The organism is Streptomyces sp. NPDC055815 (genome assembly GCF_053616475.1).
This window is the reverse complement of sequence record NZ_JBSHDU010000109.1, coordinates 1-24,808: the sequence shown is the minus strand read 5'-3', so window position 1 is coordinate 24,808 and position 24,808 is coordinate 1. Positions and strand designations below refer to the sequence as shown.

Sequence of the window (24,808 nt, the reverse complement as noted above, 5' to 3'; positions counted from 1 at the left end):
CGCGGTGGGCTAATTCCCAAAATTTGGGAATGACGCCCTCGGCGTTCCGGGGCGTTCCAGATTTCCGGAACACCCCCGCAACCGGCCGCCTCACGGCGGCGGCCTCGCTGTGGCCTTGCGGGGGCACGGCGGCTCGGGGGTCACGAGGCCGGGGCGGCGTAGGCCACGGCCGCGAGTCCCAGCGTGGCCGCCACGGCGAATGCGCCGCTTCCAGCGCCGACGGCGCTCGACACGGAGTTATCGAGCAGGCGCCAGATGATCCCGGAGACGAGTCCGGCGATGATGGCGATGAGTCCGACGATGGCGAGGGTGGTGAGCCTCGACTGCATGTAGCTCCTCCAGAGCTCTGGGGGTAGCCACACGCAGACGCCATGACGGCAGCCGAGCCTGGCCACCCCACGCTTGGCGTGGGTGGTCATGCCGGGCGCTTCCGGTAGGCGCTCGGATTGGCTGGGCTGCCTGGGCCTGGCTTCAAGCACGGACATGTGCGAATGCGTCAGACACGCGGTAGACCTGTCTCCCCGGAGGAACACCGGTCGGGGAGGAACAGTTGCAAAGTCTACCGACGGCCGCCCGGCACCCTCGACAGGCGGGTGGGGCACGCGGACTCCCATGCGGACTGGACGGGTTGACCGACGACGCTTGCTCGGCTGGCGACCTCATGCCGAAGGGCGGCCCCCTGAGGGGCCGCCCTTCGGCATGAGGTGCGTAGGGGTCAGCCGCGGTATCCGCTGGTGATGAGTTCGGCGGCGGCCTGGCGGCGCTGGCCGGCGATGGTCTGGGAGACGCCGAGGGCGTCCATGACTTGTTCCAGGGAGATCGCGTACATGTCGAAGCCCTGGGGCTCCTGGCCGGCGGGGAGGCCGGGGTGGGCGGCGAGGAGCATGCGGGCGACCTTCCGTACAGCGCGCTCGACGGGCGAGAGGCGGGCGATGTCCTCGGCTTCCAGCGCCGCGACTTCAGCTCGGGCGGCCTCCTCGCGCGCCAGGGCGGCAGCGGCGGTCGCCTCCTCCGCCTCCTGCTCCGCCTTCGCCTTCCGCGCGGCGAACTCCGCACGCTCCGCCTCCGCTCGGGCGGCAGCGGTCTTGCCCTCCTCCTCCAGACGGAAGGCCTCCGCATGGGCGCGCCGGGCCTCCTCCAGGTGCCTGGCGGTCTCGGCCTCGGCCTCGGCGATCGCCTTCTCGGCTTCCTTCGCCTGACGGCTCGCGGCCATGGCGCGGGCATAAGCCTCGGCCTCGGTGGCCGTCTTCTTCGCCTCCTCCTCCCGCGCGGCGATCCGCTCCGCCGACTCGGCGGAGCGCTCCGCCTCACGCTTGGCCGCCTCCGCCGCGAGACGGGCGGTGTGCGCGGCGCTGTCGGCCTCGGCTTCGGCGGTCGCTTCCGCGACCTTCGCGCTCGCCCTCGCGGTGGCCTCGGCTGCGCGCGCCTCCGCCTGCGCCGCGGTGGTCTCCGCCGCGATCTGGTGCCCGGCGGTCTCGACCTTCGCGCCGATCCGCATGCGCCGAACCTGGGCCTCCGCTTCTCGCTCCTCGGCGTCGAGGGCGCGCTGTTCCTCGCCGGCCGCGGCGGCTGCGATCCGCTCGGCCTCGGCCGCCGCTCGGGCGTCGTCGGCCTCCTGCTGCGTGCGCGGCAGGTCCAGTGCCTCCTCCACGCTCAGGCCGTACCGGGCCATCTCGAAGGGGAGCAGGGCGGTGGCGTCGGCCCGCTTCCTCCAGCCGCGGCCGTACTTGTGCTTGAGCCACGCCTCGTAGACGTCGAGTTCCTTGTCCATCTCGACGACGCGGCGGTAGGAGGTGATGCCGCGCAGCTTCATGCGGCGGTAGATGCCCCAGGCGGCGAAGGGGGAGAGGAGCCAGCGGTGCAGCGGGACCTGGTCCGATTCGGTCCCGAGGATCAGGCGGTTGGTGCGGATGATCAGGTGCCGTACGGCTTCGACGACGGCGACGAAGAGGAGCGGCAGGACGCCGTGCATGGCGGCGCCGAGCGGGTCGACCAGGATCGGCTTTTCGCCGGAGGCGGCGTTGAAGACGATCGTCGCCGCGGTGAGGAGGTGGGCGACCATGCGGAGCATGGGCTTGGGCATCCGGCGCCAGACCATGACGAGGTCCAGGCCGTACATGGCGACGATGCCGGCGTCGATGCCGACCGGGAAGATCCACGAGTACCAGTCGAAGCCGCGCCCCTCGGCGAGGCCGCGCAGTGCGTCGTAGGAGCCGATGAAGCCGATGCCGGCGACCACGGCCGCGCAGAGCGCGGACGCGATGATGACTCCGCGCATCGCCCGGACCGACCACGCCCGGGGGGCGGCCGGAGCCGTCCCCGTGCGCGGCGGAGCGGTCTCGCTCGCGGGCGGATCGGCCGTCTCGGTCGCCGGAGCGGGCGCTTTGGCCGTCTCGGCGGAGCCCGTCGGGGCCGGGATCGTGGCGGTCGTCTTCAGGTCATGCATCCCGGCAGTCTCCCCCGTGCCGGAGGCGGGCGGAGCACCGGCCCCGGTGTGCGGAGCGGGGTCGGTTGTGGGCGGAGCGGCCGGGTGGGCGTGGCCGTTGAGGCGGGGCGGGTAGGTTTCCATGTGCGTCACGGGCGTTCTCCGTGGTCGTAGAGCGGGGCCGGGAGGAGCGAACTCCCTGGCCCCGCTCGCATGTCCGGGGGTCAGCTGGCGGTGAGGGTAGCGGGGTCGAACAGGGTTCCCTGGGCGTCCTGGAGCTCCCGCAGGCGCTTGGTGGCGGCGTGATCCCGCTGGATCTTCAGGGCCTTGCGCCAGCACGCCGGACACCAGGGCCACAACTCCTCGGCGGGCACGGCGGCGTTGGCGACGTCGGTCGTGCGGGGCGGGTAGGGGGCGGCGTGCAGGGGCTTCTCGCGGTGCGGGGTCAGGCAGCGGATGCCCTGGTGAGAGCCGCAGGCGCCCTCGCATCCGCAGCGCTCGCCGTGGGTGCCCAGGACGGCCGCCAGGACCGTGCGCCGGGTGGTCACCGTGTCACCGGCCGTTCTTCATCGTGGTGCGGGCGAGGATGCCGCGCGTGGTCGTGGTGGTCGTGCGGTGCTCCTGGCGGACCGGGCCGGTGTAGGTGTGGTGGTGGGTGATGGGGGCGGCCTGCTGCGCGGCCTGCCCGGCCCGGCGGACGAGGCGGGCGAGGGCGGCGACGACCGCGACGGGCGCGCCGGCGGCGAGGGCGAAGGTGACCGGGTCGACCCCGGCCAGCGCCCACAGCGCGACGCCCGCGCCGGTACCGGCCATGAGGACTCCGGCGCCGCCCGCGAGCATCACGACGGCGGCGTCGGTCGCCTTCGGGGACATCGGCGGGCGACCGGGCTGGGCAACCGGGAGGGCGTCGCCGACGGCGGGTACCGGGGTGGTGTCGCGGTATGAGGTCGCCATCGGCTCGGCGGGGGCGCCGGCGGCCGTGGCGAGGGCGTCCTCGACGGCCGCGATGAGGTCGGCGGCGGTGGTCTTGGGGGTGGGCTGCGGGTCCATGGGATCCTCCTCGGCGGGCTCGGGGGCGGGCGGGTCAGGCGCGGACGGTCCAGCCGCGTTCGGTGCGGCGGATGTCGAAGCAGGGGCCGGCGATTCGGCCCTGGGCGGGCAGGCACTGGCCGATGCCGAGGGAGTCGATCCGGGTCAGCAGGTCGGCGATCTCGGCGGCGATGGCGGTGGCCTGCTGCTCCTTGCGGCGCAGGTCTTCCGGGCGTCCGGTGTACATGCGAATCCTTACGCTGAGTGATAGTCAGGCGGATGTCAGGACCGGGGTTTTTGACAGTCAGAGCGCACTGTCAGGGCTGTCATCAGGGGAAATCTGTGACTTCTCTTTAGGGCCCCCCGGCCGCCTGACAGTCAGAAGTTCGGGTGTCTTCTGACTGTCAGGCCGTCACTTTCTGTAGCCGTTACGCGGGCTGGAGGGGGGAGTGGAGGATCACGTAGGTGCCGTGTCCGTCGCGCTGGAGGCAGCCGTTCTCGACCAGTCGCTTGAGCTCGCCCTGCATCCACGGGCGCTTGCGGCCGGTGGCGACGGTGGCGGGGATGAGGTCGGCGGGCTCGAACTCCAGGCGCCCGGTGGCGGCCCAGCCGTCGAGTTCGGTGTAGAGGGTGTGGCGGGCGTCCTCGGTCGACATCCGCTCGGTCTGCTCGAAGTCCATGTCCGAGTCGGGGTCGGGCTCGACGACGTCGTCCTCCAGGCCGAGGCCGGCGTAGTCGGCGTCCGGCTCGGGGTCGGCGGGGATGGTGCCCATGATCTCGTCGTAGGCGTCCTCGATCTCCACGGCGGCGGCCTCCTCGATGTCGTCCATGTCGATCTCGTCCTCGGTGAGGTGTGCGGAGGGGGTGGGGGCCGCGACCGGAGCCGCGGGCGCCTTGGGCGGAGCGGGGGCCGTCGCGCCCGGAGCGGCGGCCGGGGTGGCCGGAGCCGGGACCGTCAAGGCGTCCGGGGTGTCCGGGATCGCAACGGCTCCGGGCGGAGCGGCGGCGATCGCGGCGCGCAGCGCGTCCATGGCGGCCGCGGCCGACGCCTCGATGCCCGGGGTCGTGCGGTTGGTGCCCCTGTGGGTGCGCTGGGCGTAGGTCTGGCCGAGCGCGGCGGCCGTGGTGGCGTCGAGCGGGTCGCGGTACGGGGCGGCGGCGGCAACCAGGGCGGCGAGCACCGCGCGGTCGGTGAGGGAGGAGCGGGCCTCCATCGTCCAGCGCTCCGGCTCGATGCCCATGCCGGTGGCGAAGCCGTACCCGGGCCGGCTGCTGCCCCAGGCGGGGACGGCGCCAGCGGCGACGACGGAGTCCGGCAGGCAGAAGCCCGCGTCTCCGGCGTCGTCGACGCCCATGCAGATGGAGCCCTGCAGGTTGGCGCGGACGTCGGTGGAGATGTTGGTCCAGGTGGCGCGCTGGAGGCTGATGCCGAGCCAGATGCCGACCGAGCGGGCGGCCCGCGCGATCTTCTCCAGCTCCTCGAAGTCGGCGACGTCGGCGGCTTCCTCGACCCACACGAGCATCGCGTTGAGCGACGACTCGGGGGTCCACTGGTCCAGGCCCTCGGAGGCGAGGACGTCACCGCGCGCCTTGATGGCGGCCGGGAGGCTCTTCAGCAGCCGCTTGGCCTCCTTGGCGTCCTGGATCAGCCAGTCGATGCCGTCGGCCATGTGCCCGACCGTCTGGCGGCCCTTGGACAGGTCGATCAGGAAGATGCTCATCTTCCGGCGGGTGGCCAGGTGCGCCAGGAGCGTGCGGAGCAGCTCCGACTTGCCCGCGCCGGTCACGCCCATGACCAGGACGTGTTGGAGGATCGCCGCGGTGAACGGGTCGATGATCCACAGCTCGCCGTCGGCGTACATGCCCAGGGGGATGGGGTGCGTGGGCATCAGGCCGAAGGCGTCGGGCATCAGGAAGGCGACGCCGTTCTTGAGGAGGTCGGCGACGCGCATCGAGATCGTGCCGCGCGCCGCGTTCTCCGGGTCCGGGGTGACGATCACCCCGGACGGCGGGACCTGGAGCGCGGCCGCGACCTTGGAGGCCGTCGACTGCACCGCGTCGATCGTCGAACCGGGGGCGACCTCAAGCGCGGCCTTCACCGTGCCCTTGCCGGTCCCCTTGGCGTCCTTGACAGTGACCTTCTCCCAGCCGATCGCTTCGGCCAGCTTCGCCAGCGTCCCGCCGCCGTTGGTCTCCTCCGGGTCCGCGCCCTGGCCGGCGGCCATGAGCTGGCGGGCGTTCCAGGACGCCGCGATGAGCGCGCCGCCCATCAGCCACAGGTCCAGCATCGGCCGCCCGAAAGGCCCAGCGGACACGGCGCAGGTGAGCCAGCCCATCCCGGCCGCCACCGTCGCGGTCGCCTGCGCCCGCCGGAACTTGCGGAACTTGGTGTTCGCGCCGCTGGTCTTCCACGTGACGGCGGCCAGGGCAGTGCCGCCGAGCGCGATCCCCGCGGACGCGAGGCCGGCCGACAGCGCCTCATCGCCCCACAGCAGGTTCACCGCCACGCCCGCCACGGGGGGCAGGGTGCCCGCCGCGATCCACGGCGGGGTGTACGGCAGGCTCTTCGCCAGCACGTACCCGCCGATCGCCTTGCCGACGGACTTGCCGACCGCGACCACCTCGGAGCCGACGGCCGGGGCCGCCGCCTCAACGGCGGCCCCAGACTTCTTCCGTGCCATCACTCCTCCTCGTATTCGTCGGGGTTGTCCGCGATCTCACAGGCGATCGAGCAGTACGGGGCACCGCCCGGCGCTCCACACAGCAAGCACTCGTTGTCGGGCATCAGCTGTCCCCGATCGTGAAGGTCTTCTTCGGGGCGGTCTTGCCGGACCGGGCGCGCTTGGCCTCCTGCTCGGGCTTCACGAAGTGACGGTCGAAAGCCGCGGCCATCTTCAGGGCGCCGACCCCGAGCGCCTTCGCGGCCTCGGCGGACACCTTCAGGTGGGCGGAGACCAGCCGGGCCTTGACCCGGGAGGAGGCGCCGAAGGTGTACCACTTGCCCTTGTACGTGGACAGGACGCCGTTGATCTCCTCGGCGCGCATGCCCAGGATCAGGTGCAGCTCGCGGCCCAAGTGGTTGATGGCCTTCGCGAGGGCGAGGATGTCGCGGTCGGAGCGGATCTCGATCTTCTCGACCATGTAGATCATCCGGTCGCCCTGGTGACGGTCCGACCCGCCGGACGCCGGGGCCGTTCCCCGGCCGCCGCCGCTGCGGCCGCCGGAACCACCCTCGCCGCCACCACCGTTGATGTGGACGTTGACCGGCGGCACGAAACCGCCCGTCGCCCCACCGACGAACCCGCCCACCGCAGCACCCGCCGCGCTCGCGACCCGCGTCGTCCGCGACGAACCGCCGTCGTGCTCGCCGTACGACACCCTCGCCCCCGGAACCGCCTCCGAACGCGACTCCCGGCGCGGCGTGGGCCGCCGCGGCGGCGCCAGCCGGGACGGCGGCCGGTCGCCCGGGTACGCCTCTTCGTCGGCCCAGCCGTCGGCCGTCCAGTCGTAGGGTCCGCTGCTCGTCGTGCTCATCGCTCGGTCTCCTCGTGAATCGTGATCCCGCCGAACCACAGCGGCGTGTTGATGTGGGTCACCTCGATGTCCGGGTCGCCGGACTCCTCGGCCGCGTCGGCGGCCGTCTCGATCAGCTCGTGCGCCGCCATGAACTTCGCGGTCGCGAGGGCGGCGTACAGGTCGGCCGGCCCCATCGACGTCCGCGTCGCGAGGCGGACGGTGAGCCGAGCGATCCGGGCCGCCGTCGCCATCGCGGCAACGGCCCGGTCGACCAGGAGCACACGCATCTGCCCGTACATCAGCGACCCCCCGTGAACGCGAAGGCGCTGATCACGTCGCCCGAACCGCCGGTCACGGCCACCACGGTCAGCAGCTCGCCGCCCGGGGTCCTGAACCGCCGACCCTCCGCATCGAGCGCGAACTGGGCCGCGGTGAAACCCGCGACGACGTTCGCGCCGATCACCGTGTACGCCGCCTTCTCCGAGGTCTCGCACTCGTATTGGGCCTCACGCGGCGCCCCGAGGTACACGTGACTGATCTTCACCGGGCACCCCCCGCCGAGACGACACCGTGGTTGATGGCGATCAGCGCGAGCGCCACCAGCGCCGACACGGAAAGGACCTCTCGGTTCCCCGTCACCGCGCCCCAGACCTCCACCGCGACGGTCACGGCGAACAGCAGCCGCACCGCCCACAACACCCGACCGCGCATCACCGGACACCCCCGGCCTGCTGCACGGCCTCCACCAGCCGCGCCTGCGCCTCCTGCGCCTTAATCAGCGCGTCCTGCGCCGCGCGCCGCGCCGCCTCCATCGCGGCCGCGGCCGCCCGGCGTTCCTCGTCGTTCACACTGGACATGTCGGTCCTCCACTCACCCTGGATGCGTCCGACAGCAGCCGCAGGCAACTGCGGCAACCTGGCTCGCTGTTCCCGCACCGAGCCAGGCGTGTCGGACGCAAGCGGCCGACACGAGGCGGCTCCCGGTTTCCCGCCGGGAGCCGCTTTCGCTGCCGTGAGATAACGTATACGTCAGATCTGGCGCACGCAAGGGTTGGCGTATACGCTAAATGTGTCAGGTGATCGATTGGGAAGGTGAGAGGGATGGTGGCTCAGTACGAGCAAATCGCCCGTGACCTGCGAGAACGGATCGCGGCAGGCGAGTACGCCCCAGGCACCGCGCTGCCTCTCATGCGAGCCATCGCAGTGCAGTACGGCGTCAGCGACATCACCGTGCGCAAGGCGTACGGACTGCTCACCCGCGAGGGCCTGATCGAAAGCCGCCGGCGGACCGGCGTTTTCGTCCGGGAGCTCCCGGACCGCGTTCGACTGACCGTGCGCAGTCGACAGATCGAGCGCGACGAGCTGGGGTACTACTCCGGCCCGGAGGTGCAGCACTGGAGGGCGCTGCCTCATCCGGACGGTGAGCAGACCCGCGTCACCACCGCCCCGGCCCCGGCAGATGTCGCGGACATTCTCGGCGTCGAGACGGGCGCGGAGATGACCGTGCGCCGCCGGATCATCGGTGACCCGGATATCGAGACGCACCGCCAGCTCGCAGATTCCTGGATTCCCACGTGGGTAACCGAGGAACTGCCCGCGCTTGAGGGAAGTACCGGCGCGGGCGGCATGTACGACCGCGTCGAGGAATGGGCCGGCCGGCCGCTGGAGTGGCGCGAAGAAGTATCCGCCCGCATGCCGATGCCTGAGGAAGCTGCGGCGCTGCTGATGCCCAAGACCGGCGTCCCGCTGTTGCGAGCCGTCCGCGTCACGGTGCTGCCTGCGAAGCGCCGCCAGCTGGAACGGGTGGTGGAGGTCCAGGACATCCGTATGTCGGCCGAGTTGTTTGCGGTCGGCTACCCGGTAGCGCGTGGGGCGTCCGCGAAGTGGCCGGTCAGCCCGGCCACCAGTGACTACTACAAGGCGGACCAACCCACCAAGTAGCGGGCCGCCCCTCACCGCGGGACTGACCACGAGTAGATGCGGTCTTGTGATGAGGAAGTGTTCTCGGTGGTCAGCTCGGTGGTGAGCACCGAACCGAAGAGTTGGGCATCCGCTCCCGAGTAGTCGAGGACCGATGCACCACAACGCAGCAGGCCCCGCCGTAGCGGGGCCCGAACGTCCACCGCAGGCGTGCAGGCCTTGGTGGAGAAGCACACGAGATTCGAGTGGAGGTGCGCTCTCCTTGAGCGTACGAGATGTACAGCGCGACACGCCACCAGACCGTGCTCGTGTCAGGACTCGCCCGGGTGCCCCGCAGCTGCTGACCGTCACCGCGCAGCGGTCGGCGGCCGGGGGCGAACGGCTGTCGCTCACCGCCACCGGTGTCTACGCCTGGATCTGCCTGCCCGACTGCGCCGAGTTCACCGCGGAATCGCTCGCTGCCAGGGAGGACGACGATCAGGCGGAGCTCCTGGAGGCGTACGGGTACCTCGCGGGGGTGTCCCGATGAACCGCCGGCCTTCCAGTGCCTACCGACCGAGCGTCAGCCGTCCAGGCTCCTCGGGGCTGCGCTTCGGCATGTTCGCCGTGTGCGTGACGCGCGACTCCGACCCGGGTCTGAACTCGGGTAAGGCGAAGCCGCTGTACGACCTCCTGGTGAGCTACGCAGACGTCAGCTCCCGCGATACCGGTCAGGGCTACCCGTATCGCGAGGCTCTGGCGTCGTGTCTGGACTGCTCGAAGCAGACCGTGGACCGCGCCGCCGACTACTTGGAGAAGCAGATCGGGCTGGTGACGGTCCACCGCCGGAAGGTGGAGGGCAAGCCCGACGAGAACGACGCCAACCTCTACGAGCTGCACGACGCGTGGCTGATCCACGGCATGACGCCTCCCGAGGGCACCCCGCCGCAGCTCGTCGCCCGGTACGGCCACACGGTCCCCGGCCTGGATGTGGACGCATGGGTGGGCGAGCACGCCCCCGACTTCGACCTGGGCGCCTGGAGGACGGCCTACGAGGCGGAGCTGCAGGCCCAGGAGGCCAAGCGCGAGGAGCAACGGCGCAAGGAGCGGGCCCGCCGGAAGAAGGCGAAGAAGGGGGGTGGCGTCATCCATGACGCCACCCCCCAGGACAACACAACAGGGGGGGTAGCGTCATGGGTGACGCGACGGGTGGCGTCATCCATGACGCGACGGGTGACGTCATGGATGACGCCCTTGTCTATAGCCGTGATGTTGAGAGCCAAGATCAAGAACCCACTAGTCCGTCCGTCCGTCCGTCCCTGCAGGTAGAAGACGCGCACGAAAAAACATCGGACGGAGGGACGGACGGGGGCGGCAGCGTCATCAAGGATCAGGAGCACGGGCCAGTGACGGCCGGTGGGGGACCGGCGGCGGCTGGCGCCGCGCCGGGGAACGACAGCAGCAACGAGGAGCGGAGTGCCGCTCTGGGTCCGGTTGCGGTGGTGCGGCCGGTGGACCTGACGCCTGGGGTGGAGGTGCTGCGGGCGGTGGCGGCGGAGGCACCGGAGTGGTCGATCGCGCACGCCGAGACGCTGCGGGACCAGGGCCTGGTGGCCACCGGAATGTTGGAGATCGGGTTCACCGCGCAGGAGATTCGCCACGCCCTGCTTGCCCGTCCGTTGCCCCAGCCGCTTCGAACTACGGTCGGTGCGATCGTCGGCCGTCGGCTGCGGGACCTGATCGCGGTTGGCCCGGCCGCCGGTGTCCGGCTCATTCCCGCCCAGCAGACATGCGGCTACGACCTCCTGCGTGAGGAGCTGGCCCCGGAGGAGACGCCGGTCCCGGCCTCCTGGGCGGACAAGCGCGTGCGTCTGGAGGCGGAGGTCGCCGGCGCGGGCCGACACCGACCCTGCGCCGGGGACGAGGGCATGTGCCCCCGTCTTGCCCTGCCCGAAACGGACTTGTGCGCCGTCTGCCTCGGCGGCGAACAGCCCACCTGCGCTCACGGCTGCGGACGCGGCGTCGTTGCCCACGGCAGGCTCTGCCTGGTGTGCGCCGAGCCGCCCGCCACCGTGGACGTGGGCGACTGCCCTGGCCACGGCGGCAAACCGTGCGGACGTGCGGTCCAGACCGCCGGTCTGTGCGGGCGTTGCAAGATCGAGGCGGAATTGGCCAAGGCCGCCGCAGAGGCCGAGTGGGAAGCCGCGCGAGATGCCGCCGTCACCGCCGCGCAGGCAGCTGAACCCCAGCGTGCACCCTTCTGACCCGCTGTGTGGCCTTCTCCTGACCGCTCGCCCCTTCCCAAGCCTCCTTGGGTGGGGCGGGAGGTGATCCCCCCTCAGATCGACGCACAGCGCCTCACGGGGACGGCTACCGGTCCGGTTTCCCGAGGTTCAGACCGTCGGCCCCGCCTGACCAGTCGTGGTGAGTCCCGTGGTAGCCGACTCACCACGACTCTTCACTGCGCTTACCAAAGCAGCCGGAAACTGATCACAGGCGATCTTGCCGGCCGCTTCGTCGCTGCGTCAGCAGTGCTGTTCTAGATCCACGATCGGAGGACACCTTCCACCTTGGCGGGTGAACCCTGTCGAGTGGCCTTCAGCCGACGCTGCATCGTGGACACGGATCAGGGCGGCAGCCGGGAGGCACACGTGGACGATGACGACTTCGGTCAGGGCACTTTCGACCTGGACATCGACCTGGTGCTGGGCGTTGACCTCGATCAGCTCTGCAGGGATCGGCTTCTCCGGCTCCTGAAGAACGGATTCCGTGCCCGGACCGCGAGCCGAAAGCGTCCCGAACCGGAACCCAAGGTCGCACGTGCGATCGGCCTGAACAGCCTCCAGGATGCGGATGAACACGATCTCCGCGAAGCCGTCCGCGTTCTCAGCGCCTGGCTCCGTAGCCCCTCGGAAATTCCGGAGCCGGCCCAGCGCTCTGGATACGCCCGTCCTGACGGCGTCGGCCAGCTTCCCGGGCCCCGGTGCGTCAAGAAGGCACTCGTCCCCCAGACCTGCGGACTGTGCAACGAACCAATCAAGCCGGGTGACGCTACAGGCCGAGTGCGGCCACTTCGCCCGCCGCTGCACCGGGCGTTCGAGCCGATGGGCTGGCTGTGCCAGCACTGTCTTTTCGACCGCAGGAACACGCCCCGGCGACGAGACGTTCTGATCCGCTTCTTTCACCACCTGCTGAACAGCAGCGCGGTCGGTCTCAACTCACACGAGTGCCAGGTTCTCCACACATGGATGAACAGCGGCCCGGTCCTCGAAAGCACCGCCTGGAAGCAAGACCCGCTGGACGCCACGCTCATCCGGCTGGCCACGAGCGTCGCCGAGGACAAGACCAACACCTGGATCGCATTCCCCACCAGCGTGACCATCCTGCGCGCGCTACGGGCTGGGGACTCAACCGACACGGACGCCAGTCTCCTCAACGACGTCCTGCACCACGTGGCCGAATGGGAGACCAACCCCGCCGGCGTCGACCACCGCCGGTACGGCACCGGCGTCGCCTACCGACAGCAGGTCCTGAAGCGCACCACCCGGCCGACGTTCCTGTCGGCTCTGGGCGGCCCCTTCTACCTGCACAAGGCCAACGATCCAGCCGAGGCAGCGGCAGAAACGGAAACGGCGCAGGACTGAGCGTCCACAGACACGTGGAGATGACGAAGGGGCGGGAGACACGGTGTCTTCCGCCCCTTCGTCGTGCTCGATGTCAGCCGATGGCGCGCCTCAGCGGCACAACGACGGTCTGCCCGGTGGCCTTCTCGCCGAGCCTGAAGAACTTCACCTGGCCTTCGCTGTGGGTGTACTCCAGCCAGCCGTCCTGCTCCAGTTCGCGGCGGGCACGGGAGAAGTGGGGGGCGGCTGCGCCCACCAGCTCAGCCAACTGGACCGCCGTCATCTCCACTGGTCCTTCGAGCCCGCCTTGGAGGGCGTACGTCATCAGCAGGTTCTGCTTCAGGTGAGGCAGACCGCTGATGCGCTCCTGCAACTCGACGAGCTCGGGGTACGGGCTTCGTGACATCGGCTTTGTCCTTCGCGGTGTCGGGTCGTCCCGGGAGGGTCGGCAGGTGATAGGCGGCGGCCTCGATGGCCTGCTCTTCGCCTGAGAGGGCGGAGATGATGTGCGGGCTGGCACGGTACTTGATCGTCCGGCCCACGACGTCGGCGACGAGGAGCATCTTGTGCTCCGACAACTTCTTCAGGATCCGGCGACACGCCTGCGGGGTGATGCCCAGGTGCTCAGCGGTCTTCTTGGCCGTCGCGCCGCCATCCCTGTAGGTCATGATCCCGCAGTAGAAGAAGGCACGGATGTCGTCACCGGTGAGCCCTGACTCGTACGCCAGCATGTCGAGAACACGCTCGAACGAGATCTGTCCGTACTGGCCGCCGAGGGCGTAAGACCTGCGGCGTTTCTGCTCCTCAAGGAAGCCATGGATCTCGCCGGTCTCCTCGTTGACGAGTTCCCGGCGCAGGGCCCTGTGGTGCACGTACATCCCCTGACCTGCTGAGTGCGTGACCCTCCGATATTACCGCAGACGTCATGTCGTGCTGGGTCATCGGAGGAACCTGACGATTCCCTCGATGACCCTAGACGACATGTCGCCATTGGTCATCGAACGAATCGCGGGATTCCTTCGATGACCCAGCACGACATGACCCTAGGCGACAGGTATTGGCATCCTAGGATGCCGATATAGGCATCGCAGGATGCCATTGGTTTCGGTGTTTTCGCAGGTCAGAGCGTCGGGGTATTGGTGCTCTCTATACGCATCACAGGACCAGCACACCCGGAGGCTGAGCGCCGTCGTCGTTGCAGGGGCTCTGCCCCTGCACCCCGCCAGCGCCTACGCCGCGCTGGACCGGCGAGCGGGCTCCCGTGGCCGCAAGCGGCCCCGCTCGCTGGGGCCCTGCCGCTGCCGGCCTGCGCGGCACCGTCGTGGCTGACCTCAGGACTTTGCTAGCGGGGCTGGGGCCGGGAAGTGGCTGAGGTGCCTCCGCTCGCCGTCTTGCGGCGATCGGGTAGTCGGGGGCTGACTGGTGGGGGCGTGCGTCGAATAGGGGGTGGTATCGGATTCTGCGTTCGGTGCACCGTCACGCCACCCTCTGGTAAGCCGCGCACGCTCAGCGGAGCGTCCCGGCTGAGCCGCGGCTTGAGGTCTCCCGCCTCCGTGGGCCCTTGAGGCAGGCCGACAGGTACGGCTTGAGTGTGCCGATCCCATCGGACAACCGATACAGAGCGACCTCAGAGAGACCGAGAACCAACACCTTGTCCCCGACCTGCGGCACTGGGCGTAGTGACCGGCGCTGACCAGCCGTGGTGAGTGTGAGCGGCGGCACTTACCACGGCTCCGGCCGCTTACCACCGTGCTTACCAAGACCCCGGCGCCCGTACCCGGCTGGTCGCCCGCCTCGGCGTGCGGCACGTGGCGAGTGCGGAGTGTCACCTGCGGACCCGGCCAGCGGGAGACTGGGGTAGTGAGTACCGCATGTCTGCGACGGTCTCCGGTGGCCCCGCCGGAACGGTGAGAAGTGGCTCCGCCAAGCGTTCGACCGGCGGTGCGGCGGGTGGCCCACGCACAAGCGCAGGCAGCGAGAAGAGGCCGTCAGGGCTTCGGGTGAGCCGTCGGCTACCCGTTCGAGAGGTGGGGCCACTTCCCGCCGTTCGCCCGGGTCCAACGGAAGCCGTTCAAGACAACCGCACGACGCCGGGCCCTCGGCCCTGGCCCTGAGATCTCCGAGCCGGGCGCCCGTGACCCGCGCGCCCTGACCGCTGCCGAGCGCGCCGCCACCGGAGATTGGACTGCCGGCCCCGACCGCGGCCACAGCCCTCCAGCGTCCCGGCCCGCTCGGCGGCGTCTCGGCGAGGTCCGGCCGATCCTGGCACCTTGCGGCTCCCGTAGGGTCGGCGGCAGCCCGCGCCGAGATGGCGTGGGTGGGTGAGGCCCGGCGCCCAGAAAGCGCTCTGGGAGCAGTACCGCTGGGCCGACCGCGTCCCACCCGGCTCTGCCGTCCACGCTCTCCGTCGCCGTGCGGGGTGTGCTCACCATGGTGAGCACACCCCGCACCCTGAGAGGCTCTCACCCCTTTTTCCCAGGTGAATGGCCATACTGAGAGGGGCATGGTGGGTGGAACTCACCACGGTCGCGATGCCCGTAACGGCGACGGCGACAGACGATTTCGACCACTCGCTCCAGCCGCTTCGGGACGGGCTTGTTGTTAGCCGGGGACATGCTGCAGCGCTGCGGCGGCCGCGCGTGCGATGTCGGGATCGGCGAGGATCGCGGCGGTCACCTCCTGCGCGTTCGGGCCCGCTTGGGCGGGGAGGCTGGGGCACGTCCGCTCGGCGAGGTCCTTGAGGAAGCCGACGCATTCGGCGAATTCGGTGGGCTCGCCCTGGCCGCGGGCGGTGAGTTCAGCGGACAGTACGGTGACGGCGTCCCGCATGCGGGACAGGGCCGTCTGCATCTGCGCTGGCCGTCGTGCGTCGGCCAGGGCGGGATGCTTCTTCGTCGGGGTATACGCACTGCCCAGGTGCTGGGCGGCGACCTGAATGAGGCTGAGTGCTTCGTAGAGCCGCTCGTCGGGATTGCCGAGGCTGCCGAGCGGGCTGTAGTGCGCGCCCTGGTCGTCCCTGGCGACCTGTCCGTCGAGGCCGAGGGTGAGCATCCCCTGCGCTGTGGCGACGGAGGCGGTGGCGTGAGCCAGGATGCGGCTCGCATCCCTGATCTCCCCGGCCATCCGGCGCACCGTGCTCTGGATGTCTCTGGCGGCGGTCTGTTCCTGCTCGGCGGTCAGGGCCTTGTGCTCGGCTCCGAGGTGCGTGAAAGCTGCTACGAGGTGCGCGGCAGCAGTGCGCACGCCGTCGCCGGCTCCGGGATTCTGATCAGTCATTGGTGGCCTTCCGGTGGTCGGTGAGGAGGGCGCGCATGCGGCACTGGCGACAACCGGCCGCCGGACGGATTGGACACGGACCGAGGGTCCCTGCCCTGCCTTATCGGTCTGGGGCTGACCGTGGATGCCACGTTGCATCCGTACGAGGAAGCGTAACGTTATCAATCTGTGGCCATTCGGATTTGCGGCTTCAAGGCCTTGACCAGCATGTTCACTCGAAAGCGTCCAAAACCAAGCCCAAATCTGCAATGGAAGGTGATACGGTTTTCTTGGAGGTGGTCGCATGCCATCGGAGGAAGAGCTGTTCCAGGCCGTGGAGGCCTTGCTGGTGGAGGGCCCGGAGTTTCCCGCCCCCGAGGAGCGTGCCCGGCTGCGTGAGGCGGCGGGTGTCACGCCGGCCACGCTCGCGCGGACCCTGCGTACGACGCTGCAGACGGTGAAGAACTGGGAGTCCGGGCACAGCGAGCCGCGGCCCCCGCGCCGGGCCCCGTACCTGGCGCTGCTGGAGGGCTGGGCGAAGAAGTACCCCGCGCCCCGCACGGCCGAGGTCCCGGCCGCTGAATCCCCGACGCCGACGCCGACGCCGCCGGCTCCGGTCGCGGTACCTGCGGAGACCTCCTCGGCGCCGTCCGCGGCCGCCGCGCCCCCGCCGAATAAGGCCCGCGCGACGTCGGCGCCGCGGCGTCCGGCGGCCGCCGCGAGGAAGACGACGGCGAAGCCGGCGACGACGACGGTCGGAGCCGATCCGCGGTTCGCCAACGGCCCGCTCGCCGTCCTCACGGTGGAGGACGGTGCGGTCTCCGCGTACTGCGTCGGCGGCCTGGTCCTCGACGTCCCCGCCAAGACGCTGCCCGCGCTGGTGGAGTGGACGCTGGCCGAGGCCCGCCTGGGCGCGCCTCGTCTGGACGGTTCGGGCCGGGATGCGGACCCGCTCCTCGTCCTGACCCCGGCCGCGCTCGACTACTACGGCCTGCCCATCGAGCTGACCGACGAGGAGCGGCTCGCCGGCCGCCTGCCCGACGGGCACAAGGTGATCGGGGAGATCGAGGCGGCCGAGTGGCAGCTGACCAAGCGGGGTCTGGGCTCGTGGGCGCGGATCTACCGCCCCGCGCAGGGCGGCCGCCGCCTGTGCGTGCAGCTGTGCATCCCCTCCTGGAGGGCGCTGGACGCACGGTCCTGGGGCCATGCTGCCGAGCTGCCGCCGGCGGAACTCGCCCGCGTGCTGGGCCTGTACGCCTCCCGTGTGATCACCCCGCGCGGCTCGACCGCGGTGACGGGCCTGGAGCTGATGACCGCGCTGCACCCGCCGACCCGCGCGTCGGCCGCGGACGAGAACGGCCGCCGGCACAGCGTCCACAATCCGGGCTCGCTCGGGACGGACCCGATGGACCCGCCGCCGTGCGAGGCGGTCGACGGTCACCCGGTCCTCGCGGACCTGCCCCGGTTCCACGTCCGCGGCCCCGAGGAGCGGGTCTTTGAGGAAGCCTTCGACTGGGCGCGGGAACTGACCGACGCGGAGTGCATGGCACCGCACCTGGTCGGCGTCGACGTCAACATGGCCTTCGGTGCCGGTGCGAACGGAGCGATCGTGGGCCTGTCGACGCCGCCCGTCCACATCACCCGCCCCGCCTTCGACCCGGCGGTACCCGGCTCGTGGCTGGTCGACCTGTCCCACGTCGACCTCTCCCGCGTCCTGGTCGGCAAGAAGTGGACCCAGCTCAAGGGCGAGCTGCTGCCCAGCCCGTTCACCCCGACCGGCGAAACCCCGACGGGCCCGGCCTGGTACGCGACCCCGACCGTCGCCTACGCCGTCGAACTCGGCTACGACGTCACGCCCATCGAGGCGTGGCTGCGCCCGGATTCGGGCCGCTACCTGGACGCCTGGTACAAGCGGCTGCGGGACGCGTACGTCGCGACGATGGCCGACCTCGGCGTCGGCGAGAAGCTCGCCCCGGCCGAGTACCTGGCCGCGATGGACCGCTACAAGGAGCGTGACCCGGAGGCGGCGATCGTGCTGGACGCCATCAAGGGCACCTGCAAGTTCGGCATCGGCAAGCTCCGGGAGAAGGCGCGCGGCGGGAACTGGCGGCCCGGCCAGCCGTGGCCCGCGCTCGCCCGTCCGACGTGGCGCCCGGACATCCGCGACACCGTGATCTCCCGGACCCGTACAGGGATGCACCGCAAGATGGTCGCGCTCGCGGCCGCGACCGGCCGCTATCCCGTCGCTGTCCTGTCGGACTGCGCGGTGTACGCCGCCCACGGCCCGTCCCCGCTCGACGTCCTGCCCTACACCGCCGACGGCAAGACGATCCCCGGCTCCTTCCGGATCGGGGTGTCGCCGGGGATGGTCAAGCACGAGGGCACCCGGACCCCGCTGTGGGCCGAGGAGCTGCGCGAGCAGACCCAGGACCCGCTGCTGAACCTGGCCCGCTACATCAAGGCCGGCGGCACCGCCGGCCCGGACTCGGGGGAGTAGACCATGGTGATAAAGTCGGTCGGCGAGGGCCTGGACCGCGTCCTGGACAAGGCCCTCACCCGCCCCGTTCCGAAGTCGGCAGGCGCGCAGGTGCGCTTCCTGGTCAAGCAGCTCAAGGGCACCAAGGCCGTCGCGCAGCTCCTCGGCATCTCCCAGCGCACCGTGGAGCGGTATGTGAAGGGTGAGATCAAGAAACCGCGCGCTCAACTTGCTGCCCTCATGCAGGGAGAGGCGAGCAAGCGGTGGCAGCCGAAGGTGAAGGAGAAGGCGAAGAAGGCGGCGGCCAGCACGAACGGCCTGATGATCGATGTCCGTGCCAGCCTCGGCTACGAAGCCCCGGCCGGCACCACCGACGAGGCCCGTGAACGGCACCTGACCCTCGCGCTCCCCCCGCGCCACGCCGAGCGGATCTTCGAGGCGCAGGAGCGCGGCGGGGAGCAGCAGATGCGGCAGGCGGTCGCGGACGCCCTGAAGGAGGTGTACTTCCAGCAGCGCGGCACCCGGGCGGCGAGCCTGGAGGAGGTGCGCATGCTGAACGTCGAGCACATCGAGTTCGACCTGTGACCGACCAGGGAGCGCTCTGCCCCGACACCCACTACCTGCTGCCCCTGCGGTGCACCCAGCAGGCGGGCCACCTCGGCGAATGGCACCAGGCCACCTGCCCCGACTCCGGTCGGATCCTCCGCTTCGCGGTCGGCGCGGGCGTCCGGCACACCCAGGAATGGGAGCCCGACGGGGACCTTGACGATCCGGAAGCCGGGCAGTGGATCACCTGGCACTTCACCGCATCGGATTCTGACCCGACCCCGGTCGTGCCGGCCGACCTCGACGCACGGGTCGCGCACGTGGTCACCGGCCACTACCCGACCGATCAGGTGAGGACCGGTACGTCCGGGACCGAGGCCCAGTGTGGGTGCGGTGACTGGTACCCCACCCTGGGCCACGCCGCCCACGTCGGCCGTGAACTGTCTCTGCTCGTTCGCAGTTACTTCGACCTAGGTCTGCGGCACCACCCGGCCCACCCGCTGCCCGCCACGCCAGAGGAGGATGGCACCCGATGAGTATCTGGAGCCCGCAGGACGTCGCCCGGGACTCCGTCCGCCGGCAGGCGGCGGGCCTGGACGCCGAGCAGATCGCCGACAAGGTCGCCGAGGCGGCCGAGCGCGAGCGGGAGACCGCCCGCGACGCCCGCCGCGGGATGGTCCCCGAGACAGACCTTCTGGTTGCCGTCGACCCGCAGCGGCTGGCCGAGACGTGGGCGGCCAAGCACACCGAATGGCGCCGGATCCAGGACCTGCTCGCGGTGGCCAGCGCTAGCGTCTACGACCCGGACGCCGATGCGACCGGCACCGGCTGGGAGCACGAGCGGGCCACCTACCGGCAGCAGCACCTTGCGGCCGCCGAGGCACACCAGGCCCGCCGCCGCGAGGAGGCGTCCGCCATCACCCCGCAGCTGTGGCTGACCGCCGCCCAGGCCGCCCCGGTCCGGCAGGCCGCCGCCCGCACCGGCCTGACGCTGGAACAGATCCTCATCCAGCTCGCCGCACGTATCGAGACCGGCCCCGACGGGACGCTGTCCGTGCCGCCGTTCCACCCCGACCACATCTGACCCACACCACCACCTGGGCCGAAGGAGACAAGGGAACGTGACCGCGATTCAGCTGCGCGAACACCAGACGGCCGGTCTGGCCGCCATCCGGTCGTGGACCGGCTGGCCGCACCTTAAGGTGCCCGGGCAGGCGGGGGAGCGGGCGACGTTCGTCTCGGCGACCGGCTCCGGCAAGACCATCACGGCCGCCTCCGCCGCCCGCCAGTTCTTCCCCCACGGCCGGATCCTGGTCATGGTCCCCACCCTCGACCTCCTGGTGCAGACCGCCGCCGCCTGGCGCCGCGTCGGCCACACCGCCCCGATGACCGCCGTCTGCTCCCTCGCCGGCGACGACATCCTCGACAGCCTCGGCGTGCGCACCACGACCAACCCCATCCAGCTCGCCCTGTGGGCGAGCACCGGCCCCGTGATCGTGTTCGCGACGTACGCCTCCCTCGTCGACCGCGACGACCCCCAGGACATCACCGGCCGCCGCAAGGTCCGCGGACCGCTGGAGGCGGCCCTCGCCGGCGGCGAGCGGCTCTACGGCCAACAGATGGACCCCTTCGACCTGGCGGTCATCGACGAGGCCCACGGCACCGCCGGCGACGCCGCCCGCCCCTGGGCCGCGATCCACGACAACACCCGCATCCCGGCCGCCTTCCGGCTCTACATGACGGCTACCCCTCGCATTCTTGCCGCCCCGCGCCCCGGCCAGGGAGACGAGGAGGTTGTGGTCGCCTCGATGGAAAGCGACCCGGACGGCACGTATGGCGAGTGGGTCCACGAGCTCGGCCTGTCGGAGGCGATCTCGCGGGAGATCCTCGCCGGGTTCGAGATCGACGTCCTTGAGATCCGCGACCCCGACCCCGTCCTCGGCCTCTCCGAGGAAGCCCTCCGGGGCCGACGTCTCGCGCTGCTCCAGGCCGCGCTCCTGGAGCACGCCGCCAAGCACAACCTGAAGACCGTCATGACCTTCCACCACCGCATCGAGGAGGCCGAGGCCTTCGCCGCCAAGCTCCCCAAGACCGCGGCCGAGCTGTACGCCGTCGAACCCGGCCTCGACGCCCTCGCCGACGCGGAGCACCTGCCCGCCTCCTCCATCGACGCCCGCCTCTACGACCTCGACCCCGGACGGCACGTACCCCCGGACCGCGTCTGGGCCGCCTGGCTGTGCGGCGACCACCTCGTCGCCGAACGCCGCGAGACGATCCGCCAATTCGCCAACGGAATCGACGCCGACGGCCGACGCGTACACCGCGCCTTCCTCGCCTCCGTACGCGTCCTGGGCGAAGGCGTCGACATCACCGGCGAACGTGGAGTCGAGGCCATCTGCTTCGCCGACACCCGCGGCTCCCAGGTCGAGATCGTCCAGAACATCGGCCGCGCCCTCAGGCCCAACGCCGACGGCACCGCCAAGACCGCCCGCGTCATCGTCCCCGTCTTCCTCCAGGCCGGCGAAGACCCCAGGGACATGGTCGCCTCCGCCTCCTACGCCCCCCTCGTCGCCGTCCTCAACGGCCTGCGCTCCCACTCCGAGCACATGGTCGCCGACCTCGCCTCCCGCGCACTCACCCGCGGCCAGGAGAACCGCACGATCCACGTCCACCGCGACGAGGAAGGCCGCATCATCCCAGCCGCCGCCACGGCCCCCGCAGACGGAGGCGACGAGGAGCAGGACGCCGAGGCCGCCGCGCAGGCCGCCGCCGAATCCGCCCTCCTGCACTTCGCGACCCCCCGCGACCCCGCCACGATCGCCGCATTCCTGCGCGCCCGCGTCTACCGCCCCGAATCCCTGGTCTGGCTGGAGGGCTACCAGGCCCTGCGCCGCTGGCGCGCCGAGCACCACCTCACCGGCCTCGCCGCCGTCCCCTACGACACCGAGGTAGAGCTCGGCGCGACCAAGACGTTCCCGCTCGGCCGGTGGGTCCACCAGCAGCGCAAGAACCTGCGCGCCGGCACCCTGGAGCCCTACCGCAAGGAGCAGCTCGACGACGAGGGCATGGTCTGGGAACCCGGAGAGGAAGCCTGGGAGACCAAACTCGCCGCCCTGCGCTCCTTCCACCACGCCCACGGCCACCTCGCCCCCCGCCAGGACGCCACCTGGGGCGACAGCGACACCGACAGCATCGCGATCGGCCAGCTGATGGCCAACCTCCGCAAGACCGGCGGCCTCGGCAAGGATCCCGAACGCGCCGCCGTACGAGCCGCCCAGCTTGCGGAGATCGACCCCGACTGGAACTGCCCCTGGCCGCTCGACTGGCAGCGCCACCACCGCGTCCTCGCCGGCCTCGCCGCCGACGAGCCCGACGGCCGTCTCCCCGCCATCGCTCCCGGAGTCGTCCTCGACGGAGACGACCTCGGCCGCTGGATCATCCGCCAGCAGCGCGCCTGGCCCGAGCTCTCCGACGAGCAGCGCCGCCGCCTGACCACTCTCGCCATCGAGCCGGCCGAGCAGCCCACCGCCCCCGCCCGGGCCCGAACCGTCGGCGCCACGGGAAAGGCGGCGGCCAAGTTCCAGCTCGGCATCCAGGCCCTTGCCCAATACACCGCCCGCGAAGGCATCGCCGCCCCCGGCCGCAGCCACGTCGAGGTCCTCCTCGTCGACGACCAGGAGCACGAGCACAACCTCGGTATCTGGTACGCCAACGTGAAGCAGCGCCGTGACAAGCTCGACCCCGACCAGCGCGCCGCCCTCGCCGACCTCGGCGTCGCCTGGGCCTGAACCCCTTGGTGGGACCGGCCAGGTGCCGTCAACCTCCGATCACCTTGTTCAGCCCGAGGATGCCCGCGCCGCCGGCACCGAGGCCGGCGAGCACGGCGGCCGCCAGGCCGTGGTCCGCGAGGTACGTCAGACAGGCGACGGCCACGCCGATGAGCCCACCCATGGTCACCACGATCGCCGCGCGCGCGGTGAGCAGGACCGGGCCGTCCTCGGCGGCGCGGTGCACCACCTGCGGGCGAGCGCCCGCCGGCGCCTCGGCGGACTGCGGTGCAGGTTGCTGGACAGTGGACACGGAATTCCTCCTAGGTCATGGGCACGCCACTTGGCGCGCAGGCGGTACATGAGCAGCTCCTCACCCCTTGCGTCGCGGGGTGAGCCCCCGACAGGAGTCATGGGCAGGACGGGAGTTCCAGGTTCGAACCCCGAGGAGCGCCTGCCGCAGCATGAAGGACCTCGCCCTTAGCCCCGCAACCCCGGTCTGACCAGGGCTGATGCGTGCGGAGGCCCGGGGACGAGTGACAGCGCCCCGGGGTCTTCGACGACTTACGAGACGCTCTGCCGGCCATCACCCGACAAGCAGCACCGCGACACCTTCTGGGGGCGCGTCAACAGCAGCCCATGTGCCGCCAGAGCGAGCGCATCGGAGCATGCCCAGAGGTCTACTCTGGCGCCTGGCCCCGGGTGCCGACTGGTCGTCGCCCCGCTGCCCCGCCCGGTCCCCTGCCGCCTCGTGCAGGGGACCGGGCGCGTTCAGGGGCCCCGCCGGAGAGCCCACCGAGGACCGGCCCCGAGGAACGGCCACAACCGTCTTTGATGCCCCTGTGCCCGCGTGCGGCCGACCGGGGGCATCGTCGTCTGCGCGGCCGCCCCGTTCACCCGTCCGAGTGATATTTCCCCTCGCGTACGCGAGCGCGGTTCCATCGGCGCGCCCCGAACTCCCGCCCCCGGCAAGCCCATTGACACATTCCGGCGCATTACGTCATCTTTCGGGCGCAACCTGCTCGCTGTACCGCACTGCGACCGCGAAGGAGAGAACCGCATGTCCGAGAGCACCGCGAAGGCGCCGGCCGACTACGGCCCCCAGCAGTTCCCCGACCACCTCGGCTTCGAGCTGTGGCGTTTCGAGCGCGCCCTGGAGCGCGGGCTGATCCCGCCGCCCGACGTCGCCGGCCGGCGCTGGTCGGCCGCCCTCGTCGACGCGGCCGCAGCCCGCGCCGAGGAGATCCGGACGGCGACGGGCACCCTGCCCGACATGGGCGCCACCCGCGCCGCCGAGCTGCTCGCCGACCGCCTCGGCGTCCCCGCCGACGCCGACACGGTGGCGGAGCTCGCCCGAGCCGGCCTGATCCCCCGGACCGGCTCCTACAAGGGCCACACCCTCTACGACGGCCTCGCCCTGGAGCAGTTCACCGACCGCGCCGCTCTGGAACGGGCCCACCGCGACGGCCGCCTCCTCGACCGCTACACCGCTGCCCGCCACCTCGGCGTTCGCGACGTCGACTTCGGCCACCTGACCCGCTCGGGCCGGCTGCGCCCCGCGGCCCGTGTCCGCAGCCGCTACCAGCCCCGCAGCTCCGCACCTGCCGTCGCGCTGTTCCGCCGCGGCGACCTCGACGCACTGCTGGCGGATCCCACGATCGACTGGAATGCAGTCCGGGCCACTCGCAAGGGCCGCCCCTCCCCGCTCGCCCGGCTGGCCAGCCCCACCAAGGCTCCGTGACAACGCGATGACACCGCAGTGACAGGACCCACCTCCCGAGCCAGGACCCGCTGAGAGCCGACGTCTACCGGTCGGACGAGGCGGGGGAGCAGCTCGGGGGCGCGCCGTTTGGGGATGGGCTGAGGGCCGGTGAAGGGCGCGCCGGGGGGTCTTTCTGGGGGCTGGGGCCGGTGGTGCGCCGCCGCCCGGACGCGACAGCGTCCGGGCACGTCGATCGGCGGCGCCTGCGCCGAGGGCACCTCGCTTGCGAGGGGCCCGGTCCGGTCGACAGACGCAAGGGTGCGCAGCACCCGACCCGACAAGTCCGACGGCGCTTGCGCCGAGGGCTCTTCGCTTGCGAAGAGCCCGATCGGACAACCAACGCAAGGGCCCGGAGCACAGCGGAGCGGCCCGACCTCCACCAACGACGCCGAGTCCCACAGGGGTGGGTGCGGGGGGCCCCCGGGCCCCGGCCCCCCCCCCCCCGCGGGGCGGCGTGAGGGGGGCCACCGCCCACATTCCCCGGCCGGAGTCCGGCCGCGCACGTCACCAA

At 71.3% G+C, this 24,808-nt stretch carries 26 protein-coding genes; 11 read left to right on the top strand and 15 right to left on the bottom strand.

The window, feature by feature from the left end; genetic code table 11:
* Positions 1-140: 140 nt before the first annotated feature.
* The 11 genes from ACWGN5_RS38555 to ACWGN5_RS38505 all read right to left on the bottom strand — a co-directional run bounded on the left by ACWGN5_RS38555 (position 141) and on the right by ACWGN5_RS38505 (position 7,827).
* Positions 141-329 (bottom strand): hypothetical protein, encoded by a 189-nt coding sequence (locus tag ACWGN5_RS38555; protein ID WP_453523080.1) that lies wholly within the window; start codon positions 327-329, stop codon positions 141-143.
* 386 nt (positions 330-715) lie between these two features.
* Complete coding sequence (locus ACWGN5_RS38550) at positions 716-2,569, bottom strand: DUF2637 domain-containing protein (protein WP_453523082.1); 1,854 nt, start codon at positions 2,567-2,569, stop codon at positions 716-718.
* Positions 2,570-2,649: 80 nt separating this feature from the next.
* Positions 2,650-2,973 (bottom strand): hypothetical protein, encoded by a 324-nt coding sequence (locus ACWGN5_RS38545; RefSeq protein ID WP_453523079.1) that lies wholly within the window; start codon positions 2,971-2,973, stop codon positions 2,650-2,652.
* A 4-nt stretch (positions 2,974-2,977) separates the two neighbouring features.
* On the bottom strand, positions 2,978-3,475 hold the full coding sequence (locus ACWGN5_RS38540; RefSeq protein ID WP_453523078.1) for a hypothetical protein: 498 nt from the start codon (positions 3,473-3,475) through the stop codon (positions 2,978-2,980).
* A 34-nt stretch (positions 3,476-3,509) separates the two neighbouring features.
* Positions 3,510-3,701: a hypothetical protein gene (locus tag ACWGN5_RS38535; protein WP_453523077.1), complete on the bottom strand. Its 192-nt coding sequence runs from the start codon at positions 3,699-3,701 to the stop codon at positions 3,510-3,512.
* A gap of 181 nt (positions 3,702-3,882) precedes the next feature.
* Complete coding sequence (locus ACWGN5_RS38530; RefSeq protein ID WP_453523076.1) at positions 3,883-6,135, bottom strand: FtsK/SpoIIIE domain-containing protein; 2,253 nt, start codon at positions 6,133-6,135, stop codon at positions 3,883-3,885.
* Between the two features lie 103 nt (positions 6,136-6,238).
* Positions 6,239-6,988: a hypothetical protein gene (locus tag ACWGN5_RS38525; RefSeq protein WP_453523075.1), complete on the bottom strand. Its 750-nt coding sequence runs from the start codon at positions 6,986-6,988 to the stop codon at positions 6,239-6,241.
* The gene (locus ACWGN5_RS38520) at positions 6,985-7,269 is read right to left on the bottom strand and encodes a hypothetical protein (RefSeq protein WP_453523074.1); all 285 of its coding nucleotides are present in this window, start codon (positions 7,267-7,269) and stop codon (positions 6,985-6,987) included. Before ACWGN5_RS38520 ends, ACWGN5_RS38525 begins: the two co-directional genes overlap by 4 nt.
* Complete coding sequence (locus ACWGN5_RS38515; protein ID WP_453523073.1) at positions 7,269-7,514, bottom strand: hypothetical protein; 246 nt, start codon at positions 7,512-7,514, stop codon at positions 7,269-7,271. Before ACWGN5_RS38515 ends, ACWGN5_RS38520 begins: the two co-directional genes overlap by 1 nt.
* Complete coding sequence (locus ACWGN5_RS38510; RefSeq protein ID WP_453523072.1) at positions 7,511-7,681, bottom strand: hypothetical protein; 171 nt, start codon at positions 7,679-7,681, stop codon at positions 7,511-7,513. The genes ACWGN5_RS38515 and ACWGN5_RS38510 overlap by 4 nt, the downstream gene beginning before the upstream one ends.
* Complete coding sequence (locus ACWGN5_RS38505) at positions 7,681-7,827, bottom strand: hypothetical protein (protein ID WP_453523071.1); 147 nt, start codon at positions 7,825-7,827, stop codon at positions 7,681-7,683. The genes ACWGN5_RS38510 and ACWGN5_RS38505 overlap by 1 nt, the downstream gene beginning before the upstream one ends.
* A gap of 243 nt (positions 7,828-8,070) precedes the next feature.
* Between ACWGN5_RS38505 and ACWGN5_RS38500 the strand changes: the two genes are divergently transcribed.
* From ACWGN5_RS38500 to ACWGN5_RS38480, 5 genes are all read left to right on the top strand, one after another.
* On the top strand, positions 8,071-8,910 hold the full coding sequence (locus tag ACWGN5_RS38500) for a GntR family transcriptional regulator (RefSeq protein WP_453523070.1): 840 nt from the start codon (positions 8,071-8,073) through the stop codon (positions 8,908-8,910).
* A 241-nt stretch (positions 8,911-9,151) separates the two neighbouring features.
* Positions 9,152-9,418 carry a hypothetical protein gene (locus ACWGN5_RS38495; protein ID WP_453523069.1) on the top strand — a complete coding sequence of 89 codons (267 nt, stop codon included), beginning with the start codon at positions 9,152-9,154 and terminating at the stop codon, positions 9,416-9,418.
* Entirely contained in the window at positions 9,415-10,197 is a 783-nt protein-coding gene (locus ACWGN5_RS38490; protein ID WP_453523068.1) for a hypothetical protein, read from the top strand. Before ACWGN5_RS38495 ends, ACWGN5_RS38490 begins: the two co-directional genes overlap by 4 nt.
* Positions 10,198-10,379: 182 nt before the next feature.
* Entirely contained in the window at positions 10,380-11,132 is a 753-nt protein-coding gene (locus ACWGN5_RS38485; RefSeq protein ID WP_453523067.1) for a hypothetical protein, read from the top strand.
* Positions 11,133-11,519: 387 nt separating this feature from the next.
* Positions 11,520-12,512, top strand: coding sequence for a hypothetical protein (locus tag ACWGN5_RS38480; RefSeq protein WP_453523066.1), 993 nt, complete (start codon positions 11,520-11,522; stop codon positions 12,510-12,512).
* A gap of 73 nt (positions 12,513-12,585) precedes the next feature.
* On the opposite strand, the gene ACWGN5_RS38475 is transcribed toward ACWGN5_RS38480, so the two are convergent.
* The 3 genes from ACWGN5_RS38475 to ACWGN5_RS38465 form a co-directional block, all read right to left on the bottom strand.
* Positions 12,586-12,747 carry a hypothetical protein gene (locus ACWGN5_RS38475; RefSeq protein ID WP_453523065.1) on the bottom strand — a complete coding sequence of 54 codons (162 nt, stop codon included), beginning with the start codon at positions 12,745-12,747 and terminating at the stop codon, positions 12,586-12,588.
* A 4-nt stretch (positions 12,748-12,751) separates the two neighbouring features.
* Entirely contained in the window at positions 12,752-13,369 is a 618-nt protein-coding gene (locus ACWGN5_RS38470) for a winged helix-turn-helix domain-containing protein (protein ID WP_453523064.1), read from the bottom strand.
* A 1,723-nt stretch (positions 13,370-15,092) separates the two neighbouring features.
* Positions 15,093-15,767 (bottom strand): hypothetical protein, encoded by a 675-nt coding sequence (locus ACWGN5_RS38465; RefSeq protein WP_453523063.1) that lies wholly within the window; start codon positions 15,765-15,767, stop codon positions 15,093-15,095.
* 283 nt (positions 15,768-16,050) lie between these two features.
* On the opposite strand from ACWGN5_RS38465, the gene tap reads away from it, so the two are divergent.
* The 5 genes from tap to ACWGN5_RS38440 are packed head-to-tail and all read left to right on the top strand — an operon-like array spanning position 16,051 to position 22,556.
* Complete coding sequence (gene tap, locus ACWGN5_RS38460) at positions 16,051-18,243, top strand: telomere-associated protein Tap (protein WP_453523062.1); 2,193 nt, start codon at positions 16,051-16,053, stop codon at positions 18,241-18,243.
* Between the two features lie 9 nt (positions 18,244-18,252).
* Positions 18,253-18,807, top strand: coding sequence for a telomere-protecting terminal protein Tpg (gene tpg / locus ACWGN5_RS38455; protein WP_453523081.1), 555 nt, complete (start codon positions 18,253-18,255; stop codon positions 18,805-18,807).
* Complete coding sequence (locus ACWGN5_RS38450; RefSeq protein WP_453523061.1) at positions 18,804-19,304, top strand: hypothetical protein; 501 nt, start codon at positions 18,804-18,806, stop codon at positions 19,302-19,304. Before tpg ends, ACWGN5_RS38450 begins: the two co-directional genes overlap by 4 nt.
* A complete protein-coding gene (locus tag ACWGN5_RS38445; protein ID WP_453523060.1) occupies positions 19,301-19,852 on the top strand; it encodes a hypothetical protein in 552 nt (183 codons plus the stop codon). The genes ACWGN5_RS38450 and ACWGN5_RS38445 overlap by 4 nt, the downstream gene beginning before the upstream one ends.
* A 37-nt stretch (positions 19,853-19,889) precedes the next feature.
* Positions 19,890-22,556 (top strand): Helicase associated domain protein, encoded by a 2,667-nt coding sequence (locus tag ACWGN5_RS38440; RefSeq protein WP_453523059.1) that lies wholly within the window; start codon positions 19,890-19,892, stop codon positions 22,554-22,556.
* 28 nt (positions 22,557-22,584) lie between these two features.
* On the opposite strand, the gene ACWGN5_RS38435 is transcribed toward ACWGN5_RS38440, so the two are convergent.
* Positions 22,585-22,848, bottom strand: coding sequence for a hypothetical protein (locus tag ACWGN5_RS38435; RefSeq protein ID WP_453523058.1), 264 nt, complete (start codon positions 22,846-22,848; stop codon positions 22,585-22,587).
* A 747-nt stretch (positions 22,849-23,595) separates the two neighbouring features.
* Here ACWGN5_RS38435 and ACWGN5_RS38430 point away from each other — a divergent pair.
* Entirely contained in the window at positions 23,596-24,276 is a 681-nt protein-coding gene (locus ACWGN5_RS38430) for a hypothetical protein (RefSeq protein WP_453523057.1), read from the top strand.
* Positions 24,277-24,808: the final 532 nt, after the last annotated feature.

Bases quoted from the DNA above. Each gene is read 5' to 3' on its own strand.
- ACWGN5_RS38555 (WP_453523080.1), bottom strand. From the start codon at position 329: ATGCAGTCGAGGCTCACCACCCTCGCCATCGTCGGACTCATCGCCATC.
- ACWGN5_RS38550 (WP_453523082.1), bottom strand. From the start codon at position 2,569: ATGGAAACCTACCCGCCCCGCCTCAACGGCCACGCCCACCCGGCCGCT.
- ACWGN5_RS38500 (WP_453523070.1), top strand. From the start codon at position 8,071: ATGGTGGCTCAGTACGAGCAAATCGCCCGTGACCTGCGAGAACGGATC.
- ACWGN5_RS38445 (WP_453523060.1), top strand. From the start codon at position 19,301: ATGAGTATCTGGAGCCCGCAGGACGTCGCCCGGGACTCCGTCCGCCGG.
- ACWGN5_RS38505 (WP_453523071.1), bottom strand. From the start codon at position 7,827: ATGTCCAGTGTGAACGACGAGGAACGCCGGGCGGCCGCGGCCGCGATG.
- ACWGN5_RS38530 (WP_453523076.1), bottom strand. From the start codon at position 6,135: ATGGCACGGAAGAAGTCTGGGGCCGCCGTTGAGGCGGCGGCCCCGGCC.
- ACWGN5_RS38540 (WP_453523078.1), bottom strand. From the start codon at position 3,475: ATGGACCCGCAGCCCACCCCCAAGACCACCGCCGCCGACCTCATCGCG.
- ACWGN5_RS38490 (WP_453523068.1), top strand. From the start codon at position 9,415: ATGAACCGCCGGCCTTCCAGTGCCTACCGACCGAGCGTCAGCCGTCCA.
- ACWGN5_RS38430 (WP_453523057.1), top strand. From the start codon at position 23,596: ATGTCCGAGAGCACCGCGAAGGCGCCGGCCGACTACGGCCCCCAGCAG.
- ACWGN5_RS38510 (WP_453523072.1), bottom strand. From the start codon at position 7,681: ATGCGCGGTCGGGTGTTGTGGGCGGTGCGGCTGCTGTTCGCCGTGACC.
- ACWGN5_RS38525 (WP_453523075.1), bottom strand. From the start codon at position 6,988: ATGAGCACGACGAGCAGCGGACCCTACGACTGGACGGCCGACGGCTGG.
- ACWGN5_RS38535 (WP_453523077.1), bottom strand. From the start codon at position 3,701: ATGTACACCGGACGCCCGGAAGACCTGCGCCGCAAGGAGCAGCAGGCC.
- ACWGN5_RS38465 (WP_453523063.1), bottom strand. From the start codon at position 15,767: ATGACTGATCAGAATCCCGGAGCCGGCGACGGCGTGCGCACTGCTGCC.
- tap (WP_453523062.1), top strand. From the start codon at position 16,051: ATGCCATCGGAGGAAGAGCTGTTCCAGGCCGTGGAGGCCTTGCTGGTG.
- ACWGN5_RS38470 (WP_453523064.1), bottom strand. From the start codon at position 13,369: ATGTACGTGCACCACAGGGCCCTGCGCCGGGAACTCGTCAACGAGGAG.
- ACWGN5_RS38520 (WP_453523074.1), bottom strand. From the start codon at position 7,269: ATGTACGGGCAGATGCGTGTGCTCCTGGTCGACCGGGCCGTTGCCGCG.